We start from the raw sequence: 4,985 nt of genomic DNA on the forward strand, positions 1-4,985 counted from the left end.
CTAGATGAGTAATTCCAAGGGGTGTGTTCGGCGCGGCGCGGCGGTTTAGAGGGCAAGGGTGTCCAGAATCGGCGTTATCTACCCAACGTCGAACTTGGAGGCTCACGTGGACGCCGATCTGGACACCCTTGCTACTGCATTGTATGTGGCAGCCGATGATCTGTTAAAGGCATATCCGGAACGGATCCCGGCCCGGCCCCGCATCGGAATCAGCCCGAGGATCACCGATGCTGAGCTGATCACCTTGGCCGTGATGCAGGCCCTGCTCGGCTTTACCAGTGAAGCCAGATGGCTGCGTCACGCCCGCAAGGCCCTGGCCACGATGTTCCCCTTCCTGCCGGGCCAGTCCGGCTATAACAAGCGGCTTCGACGGCTGGGCCCGACGATGAACTGGCTCATCGGGGTCCTGGTCCAACAAAGCGATATCGGCACCGACGACGTCTGGGTGGTTGACTCCACCCCGGTCGAATGCGCCCGCTCCAAGGAAACGGTCCGCCGATCAGAGATGGCCGGCTGGGCCGAATATGGTTACTGCGCCTCGCACTCACGCTACTTCTGGGGCCTGCGCCTGCACCTCGTCTGCACGCTGCATGGGCTGCCGGTCGGTTACGCGCTCACCGGCGCCAAGGCCGACGAACGCCAAACCTTCTTGGACATCCTCGCCGGCACCCGTCGATCAGACCGGAATCGAGCTGTTGCGACCGGCCCGCAAAGGCGAAAAACCGCGGGCTGGGTCCCGATTCTTCAAACCCCTGCGCCAGATCATCGAATCCATCAACGACACACTCAAGGGCCAACTGGACCTTGAACAACACGGCGGACGCACCCCCGCAGGCGTCACGGCCCGCATCGTTCAACGCGTGCTGGCCATGACCGCCGCGATCTGGCACAACGACCAGACAGGACAGGCCGTCCGCCGCTCACTGACCGCCTACGACCACTAACAGCCCTTGGAATTACTCATCTAGACGCTGGCGGCCGCCCCGGACACGCGCACGGCAACCTGCCCACACCCCTGCGCCAGCTGAGACGCTGCGGCTTCGTCGGCCACCACCGTCACGTGCGGATGCAGCTGCAGGACCGAACCCGGGCATTCGGCAGTGACGGGTCCGTTGAGGGCGGCGGCCAGGATGCCGGCTTTGTCCGCGCCGTTGACCACCAGCAGGAGATGGCGGGCTTCGAGGATGGTGCCCAGCCCCTGCGTGATGCAGCGGAGCGGCACCTCCTCCGGTGTGCTGAAGTAGCGGGCGTTGGCTTCGCGGGTGCGTTCGGTGAGGACTTCGACCCGGGTCCGGGAGTCCAGGGCGGAGCCGGGCTCATTGAATGCCAGGTGACCGTTGTGGCCGATGCCGAGGATCTGCACGTCGATGCCGCCAACGCCGGCAATGGCGGCGTCGTAGTCAGCGGCGGCGGTTTCGGGGTCCGCAGCGCTTCCTTCCGGCACCGCTACGTTGACGGGATCCAGGTGCAGCCGTTCAGTCACTTCGCGCCGCAAAACTTCGGCGTAGCTTTCGGGGTGTCCGGGGGGCAGGCCGACGTACTCGTCCAGGGCGAAGGCGCGGACAGAGGACATATCGAGCCGGTGGTTGGCGAGCGCCGCGTAGATGGGCAGCGGCGATCCACCCGTGGCCACGCCCAGGACAGCGTCGGGCTTGCTGCGGATGACGGCAGCGAGGATACCGGCGGCGACAGAACCGGTGGCTGAGGCGGTAGGCACAACAAAAATTTCCACGACAAAGGCACTCTCTACGAAAAGGGCAGGACTAAATCCGCCCGGAGCGCGGGCGGAGAAGGAAAAGGCAGAGGGAATACAGGCTAGGCGGCCGCGACGTCCTTGAGCTTCAGGCGGATGCCGTCAAAGTGGCGCTGCAGGCGTTCGGACGCAAGAGCCTTGTCCTTGTTGGCCACGGCCTCGAAGATGTCCCAGTGGTCCTGCGTCTGCTGTTCGAGGTTGACCGGGCCGGTGCCGAGGGCCAGGTGGATCTTCCGGTAAACCTGCCAGAAGACATCCATGAGGTTGATCAGCAGCTCATTGTTCAGGGGGGCGTACAGGCGGCGGTGGAACTCGGCGTCGTGATCATGCAGCGGCTCCCCATTCTTGGCGGCGGTCTCCATGGCTTCCATGGTGGAGCGCAGATCCGCCAGGTGTTCGTCGGTGAGCAGGTTAATGGCCGAACCGATCAGTCCAGACTCGAGGGCCTGACGCACATCGATGAGCTCCATGGCTTCTTCGCCCTTGTGGCGGAGGGACAGCCGGCCACGGAAGGTCAGGCCCGACACCAGGGCGCTGAAGTTGTTGGGCGCAACGAACATGCCAAAGCCGTGCCGGATCTCGATGACGCCCAGCGCCTGCAGCACTTTCAGGGATTCACGAACGGTGTTGCGGCCCACGCCCAGTTCGGCGGAGAGTTCACTTTCGGTGGGAAGTGCGTCCCCAACGTCCAGGCCGCGCTCCAGAATAAGATCCATGATCCGCGTCTGCAGGGCATTCGAACGGAGCTGCGCGCTGAAACGGGCGGGCGATACTTCTTGCGATGCGATGGCCACGGGGTCTCCTCCTTGCCGCGCTTAAGGGTCGCGACTCGTCCTACCTCTCAAGAGTACAGGAGATGGGACGTCCAATGTCCGAAAGTTACTGACCTTTTTGAACATTTTTAACTCGGAGGGACCGAATCTAACCCAAAAGGGATTGAACCAGCTCGCGGCACGCCCGGTAACCAGGCGTTTTGGGATCGATCAGGGCGTAGTGGTCCCCGGGAACCCTGATCAACCGGGTCTGCATGTGCGCGGCGGTACCAGCGTTGACATAGGAGTCGGACTGGCCCAGCGGAACGGTGGAGTCCTCGGATCCATGGACCGCGACAACCGGAACGGCCAGCGGAAGGGCACTCATCGGATCCGCGTACCGGTAGCGGTGCGGATACTTCGACGACGACCCGCCCAGCAGGTTGCTCACCGCACCGTTGCTGAGGTTCAGCTTCTCCGCCTCGGCCAGGTTAAGAAGGCCGGACTGGCTGACCACTCCGGTCAGATGCACTGCGGAGGCGTCGGACTTGCGCGGCACCTGGCGGTCAGCGTCCGGCATTCCCAGCTGAGCAAGCTTGCCGCGGCCAGCAGCCCAGGCAGCCAGATGTCCGCCAGCCGAATGGCCCAGCGCCACCACCGGTCCAAGGTTCAGGGCGTGGCTGGCCGCGAGGTCGCCCAGCCTGTCGATTCCGGCGAGCACGTCGATGAAAGTGTTTGGCCAGCCGCCGCCGTTTCCGGCCCTGCGGTATTCCAGGTTCCAGGCGGCCATGCCATGGGCGGCCAGGTCACGGGCGATCGGCTCACCCAGCTCTGCGCCGTACTGCGAGCGCCAGTAGCCGCCATGGATCACCACCACCACGCCGCGGTGCTCACCGCCGGCCGGCAGCTCCGGCAGGAATAGCTCACCCCATTGGCTGGCGTCCTCGCCGTACTGGTACTTGTGCCGCTTCACTGCATCCCCCTTGGCGCCGCCGCCGGCGGCACCGTCCCGCTCGGCGCCGGGCGAACACGCGGTGCCGAGAGTTCCAACAGCGGCCGCGGCCGCCGCGCCAACCAGTGTGCGGAAGACAAACGTCCGACGCCGTAGATCAGCCATGTGCCGAGCCTACAGCCTGCCTCACGGGGGTCCGCCATTGGTCAAGGCATCCAGTCACCGAAATATCACACTAAAGGAGGTGGCCGCCGGCATCATTTCTGGACTTGCCGGCTAGCGGCCTCCCCGGCCGGCGCCGGATGCTTTGCCACCCAGCCGTGCGGTGACTTTGTCCGCCGCTGCCATGCAGGATTCGCCCAGGATCTGCAGGCGTTCCTTGGAAACGCGGAACCGCGGGGCCGGGATGAGGACTGCTGCCACAACATCGCCGCGATGATCGTAGACGGGGGCGGCAACGCCGACTTCATCCATGGATGATTCGCCGTAATTGATGGCCCATCCCCTGCTGAAATCGTCTTTAAGGCGGAGCAGATAATCCTCGAGGGAGGCTTCGTCCAGCCCGGTGTAGGTAATGGCTCCGCTGCGCAGAAGGGAACGCACCCTCTCCTCCGGTTGCGTTGCCAGGAACACCTGGACCGAGGAACTCAACGCGTCGTTGTACCGTGCCCCCAGCGGGGCGGTGTGCTTGATCTGGTGACGGCTGGCAATCTGCTCCACGCAGATTGACTCGTTACCCTCCCACATCATCAGGGCGCTGGTTTCGCCTGTCAGCTCCGTGAGCTCGCGCAGGACGGGATAGGCGACCCGCCGCTCCTCCAGTTCGGCGAGCAGCGGTCCGGCGACGGCGATCAGGCCCAGTCCGAGGCGGAACCGTCGGGTGTCCGCATCACGCTCCACGAGGTTTTCCTGTTCGAAGGTAGCCAGGATCCGTGACACGGTGCTCTTATGCAAGCCCACCCGGTTGGCGATCTCCGTCACGCCGAGCAACGGGTCATCGGCCGTGAATGATCGAAGGACGGCGATGGCGTTGACGATGACTGAGGCGCCCTTGGTGTCGCCCTTGCCGTTCGTGTCATTGCCGTTGGAGTCGGTGCCGTTGGTGTCATTGGAATCTGGTGTGGTCATGATGCTCACTATCATTGCGCACAGTCAGCGGAAAGCGGCGCCGCGTTACACGGCGCCGCTAACCACGGAGGGGTTAGGCTCCGATGATGTTGTATTCCGGTCCGAACGGGAACTTGGTGATGTTCTCGGCACCGTTTTCACCGACGACGAGGATGTCGTGTTCGCGGTAGCCGCCGGCGCCCGGCTGGCCATCCAGGACGGTAATCATGGGCTCCATGGAGACCACCATGCCCGGCTCCAGCACGGTGTCGATGTCTTCGCGGAGCTCCAGTCCGGCTTCGCGGCCGTAGTAGTGGCTGAGGACGCCGAAGGAGTGTCCGTAGCCGAAGGTGCGGTTGGCCAGCAGTCCGTGGCCCACGTAGATTTCATTGAGCTCGGCGGCGATGTCCTTGCAGACGGC

At 64.3% G+C, this 4,985-nt stretch carries 5 protein-coding genes and 1 pseudogene; 1 reads left to right on the forward strand and 5 read right to left on the reverse strand.

Going from position 1 to position 4,985, the window contains the following annotated elements:
- Window positions 1–106: 106 nt before the first annotated feature.
- Window positions 107–944: pseudogene (locus DAD99_RS07805) on the forward strand (IS982 family transposase).
- A 20-nt stretch (window positions 945–964) separates the two neighbouring features.
- Here DAD99_RS07805 and DAD99_RS07810 read toward each other — a convergent pair.
- From DAD99_RS07810 to DAD99_RS07830, 5 genes are all read right to left on the reverse strand, one after another.
- The gene (locus DAD99_RS07810) at window positions 965–1,732 is read right to left on the reverse strand and encodes a glucosamine-6-phosphate deaminase (protein ID WP_193341058.1); all 768 of its coding nucleotides are present in this window, start codon (window positions 1,730–1,732) and stop codon (window positions 965–967) included.
- Window positions 1,733–1,815: 83 nt separating this feature from the next.
- Window positions 1,816–2,541 (reverse strand): FadR/GntR family transcriptional regulator, encoded by a 726-nt coding sequence (locus DAD99_RS07815; protein ID WP_375372188.1) that lies wholly within the window; start codon window positions 2,539–2,541, stop codon window positions 1,816–1,818.
- 133 nt (window positions 2,542–2,674) lie between these two features.
- Entirely contained in the window at window positions 2,675–3,478 is an 804-nt protein-coding gene (locus tag DAD99_RS07820; protein ID WP_309233224.1) for an alpha/beta hydrolase, read from the reverse strand.
- A 255-nt stretch (window positions 3,479–3,733) separates the two neighbouring features.
- Window positions 3,734–4,585, reverse strand: coding sequence for an IclR family transcriptional regulator (locus DAD99_RS07825; RefSeq protein WP_193341060.1), 852 nt, complete (start codon window positions 4,583–4,585; stop codon window positions 3,734–3,736).
- A gap of 73 nt (window positions 4,586–4,658) precedes the next feature.
- Window positions 4,659–4,985 (reverse strand): M24 family metallopeptidase (locus DAD99_RS07830; protein WP_193341061.1); only part of this gene is annotated, 327 nt, incomplete at its 5' end.

The organism is Pseudarthrobacter sp. AB1 (assembly GCF_014926485.1).
Taxonomy (GTDB): domain Bacteria; phylum Actinomycetota; class Actinomycetes; order Actinomycetales; family Micrococcaceae; genus Arthrobacter.